Consider the following 3,470-nt stretch of genomic DNA (forward strand, 5'->3'; position numbering starts at 1 on the left):
GTATTATATTTATTTAGGATTTCTTTTTTTTTTGAGATTTAATCGAAGGATGGAATTTAAGTTTAATGATTATAGTTAAAAATTTGATTTTGAACAAGGATTTTGTTTTCTGCTTATTACAGTTGTAGTATCTTTAGCAAGATATTAAAAAATCTATTATACATCAAACTCGATTATATGGTTTCCTGTTCAGATCATTAAAAAATTAATATTTTTATCTTAAGTGCTATAAAAAACAACTCAAGAAATTGATTGAAGCAACTCTAGAGTTGCTAATTTAATTAATTAAGTCAGTGATTAATACTTAGGATGGATGAGAATAACTTTGATCCTACTCAATTAATTCAAGATTTTTTTTTGCATGACAACATTGAACACTGATTAAATCAGTTGCATCAAACTTAACGTTAGGTTGTGAGGTTTCGTTTTGGTTCATGAGAAAATAAAAAAATTTTTTAGAGATGAAGTAAGTAGAGCAGTAGATTTTACCGTGAGTACGTTCGTCAAATTTAAATAGATGGCCTAAAATAATAACTTGCAATACATTATAGAAACTCATAATGTAACTAGGCGTAGCATTGAAAAATTAATTTTTTCTATTTTTACAGTGCTAATCCGAAATAAGATTGGGCTTTTAGAAATCGTGTCAAAGGGATTCATATATATACTTAACGGCTAATTAATTTGTAAAATAGTATATAAAATGTCTTGTAATAGTTTTTTAGAATTTATTTTTATTACTAAAAACAACCCCATAATGCAGGGATAAATCATTTAACATAATGATAAATATTACCGATTTTTGTGGTTGTTTCAACGGTTTCAACGGTATGTATATATAAACGTACAGATTTTATCAAGCGCGGTCATGAGTATTTTTATGAGAATGTAAGAATGTAAAAAAAGATTTAATTCAGCTTTCTTACCTGATTTTAATGGGGATTACCTAAGATATCTTTAGATGTGATAAGATTAAAGATCTTGTTATTTTTTATATTAATAGAGTAAATAAACATAATAAACTGTCATGGCATTTCATGTATAATTCATTGGTAATTTCTTCAGTACTAACTATACACACAGTAGGGCATTTATAAAACATTAGTCATTACTATCCTTCAATGTAGGGGTATTAAGATCTACTTACTTTGGTAATGTATTTGAACACAAGAAAGTTGTTTGAGGTAAAGAACTTATAATGGTGTTTAAAAATTTATAGCGAGCCATTAAAGTATTTTTATTATAAATTTTTAAATAATTGATCAAGCAATACAAAACGAGTGTTTTTAAAAAAATTTCTTAATCATTAAAAAAAGTTAAAGAGGTTCAGTTTAAATCAATGGAGATAATTGATTAAGTTTGACAGATGTTTTTAAAAAGCTCTGGAAATTAAACATCTAACTCAATTCATTATAAAGATAGTAGTCAGTTCTCAAAATCCCATGATTTTAATCTACTAATTACATTACGAAAGATAAACGTCATGACTGAAAAGCGGTTTTTAGCTAAAACATTTCACTCAATTAGAACAAATGCTAGAATGTTTTTTGTAAAAAAGTAATTATGATGAAATCTAACAAACCTCAAATTTCTGAATGGCGACGTTATGAAATAACTCAGGAAGATTTACCTCTTTCCTGTCCTATGCTGCAGAATTGTCTGTGGGATGCACATCCTCGAGTTTATTTACCCATTGAGCGAGAGGGTCACTTTGTCTGTCCTTATTGCGAAGTAGAATATGTTTTGAAAGATTATAAAAAAATTCAGGAAAAAGTTGAAACGTAATGAATGAATAATAATAGAAAAATTTTGATTATCGGGCCTGCCTGGGTAGGTGATATGGTTATGGCACAAACATTGTTTAGGCTACTTAAGCAACGTATGTCTCAGTGCCAAATCGATGTTTTAGCTCCCGCGTGGACTAAACCATTGTTGGATCGGATGCCTGAAGTTCAGGAGTCTTTAGATTCTCCTTTTAGTCATGGGGAATTGCGGTTAATAGATCGTTATCGTCTCGGTTTAATCTTACGTGAACGTCGATATGATCAGGCTATCGTATTACCTAACTCTTATAAATCGGCGTTAGTTCCTTGGTTTGCAAAAGTGCCAAGGCGTACGGGATGGATGGGAGAAATGCGTTATACTCTTTTAAATGATATTCGATATTTAAATAAAAAACAGTTACCCTTGATGATCCAACGTTTTATTGCCTTGGGATTAGAGAAAGGGGAATCTTTATCAGATAAGTTTTTTTATCCCGAATTAAAAATTTCAGAGTCAAATGTAAATACAACGCTGCATCAATTCTCTCTATCTGCCGAAACTCCTATTCTTGCCTTATGTCCGGGAGCTGAATTTGGACCTTCTAAACAGTGGCCTGTTTCTTATTTTGCTGAAGTAGCGAATGCTAAATTAGCTGAAGGATGGCAAGTGTGGTTATTTGGTTCTATGAAAGATAAATCAGTAACTGACACTATTGTTTCTTTGGTGAGTCATCCCATACAAAATCTTGCTGGACTCACTCAATTGAGTGAAACTGTGGATTTATTGTCTTTAGCTTCTTTAGTTGTGACTAATGATTCTGGTCTTATGCACATTGCAGCGGCGCTTCATCGGTCTCTTATTGCGGTATATGGTTCTACTTCGCCTGATTTTACTCCCCCGTTGTCTTCTCAATCAAAAATTTTAAAATCGTCCCTATCATGTAGTCCTTGCTTTAAGCGTCATTGTCTCTATGGGAGACGATACCATCCCTGCATGAAAGAATTAACTCCGAAACGGGTTTTGGAACTGGTAGGCTAAGTATAATGATTTTTTTATATTGAAAAATTTATAAGTCAATTATAAGCAGTGATCATAAACAAACTAAATTGATATCTTAATTTCCAAAAGTTTTGAAATATGAATAAAATTTATACTATAAACATTAGTTATTAAATCTTTAAACGTTAGTTCTTAAATCTTGCTGGTAAGAGAATAACGGCCATAATAGAAAACATTTTTATATATTATTTTATTTGAAATAAACCATTTTAGTAGCATCTGATAAAAAATTAACTTTGTTAGAAAGGAAAATAAAGTAAGCGATGAGTGAATTGATATCCTGTTCGTTAAGAAAAGTTACTTTAGTTATGAGTTATGGTTAGAATTTAGAGGTAGAGACATAGTTTAATTGAAGCAAAAATATTTAAAAGTAAGAAACAGTAATTAAACTTTTTTGTACTTTTATGCTGAAATCATTGCTAGCTCTAATATCCTGAAATAATACTAAAAATTATGGGTATCTAAAAATTTTATTCTTGTGAACTGAATAAAATTTAAGAATAATTTTGTGAGTGATAGGAAATCTTTTTAATATGTCAAGTAATCAGTTGATAGAAATCTAGCATTCTAGTAGTAAATTTAGTTCTCAAAATTTACTAGTAGAGTTTTTTAGAAACTTGAAATAAATATTCTAAATGAATGAGATT

The 3,470-nt window shown here is 29.9% G+C and carries 2 protein-coding genes; both read left to right on the forward strand.

The annotated features are described in order from the left end of the window. Positions 1 to 1,566 precede the first annotated feature (1,566 nt). Positions 1,567 to 1,785, forward strand: coding sequence for a zinc-finger domain-containing protein (locus CLERM_RS03770; protein WP_236905110.1), 219 nt, complete (start codon positions 1,567 to 1,569; stop codon positions 1,783 to 1,785). A 3-nt stretch (positions 1,786 to 1,788) separates the two neighbouring features. Further along, entirely contained in the window at positions 1,789 to 2,802 is a 1,014-nt protein-coding gene (gene waaF, locus CLERM_RS03775) for a lipopolysaccharide heptosyltransferase II (RefSeq protein ID WP_102157250.1), read from the forward strand. Positions 2,803 to 3,470 lie beyond the last annotated feature (668 nt).

This window comes from Coxiella-like endosymbiont, from assembly GCF_002871095.1.
Taxonomy (GTDB): domain Bacteria; phylum Pseudomonadota; class Gammaproteobacteria; order Coxiellales; family Coxiellaceae; genus Coxiella.

Coding starts and splice junctions, on each gene's coding strand:
- waaF (WP_102157250.1), top strand. CDS start 1,789: ATGAATAATAATAGAAAAATTTTGATTATCGGGCCTGCCTGGGTAGGT.
- CLERM_RS03770 (WP_236905110.1), top strand. CDS start 1,567: ATGAAATCTAACAAACCTCAAATTTCTGAATGGCGACGTTATGAAATA.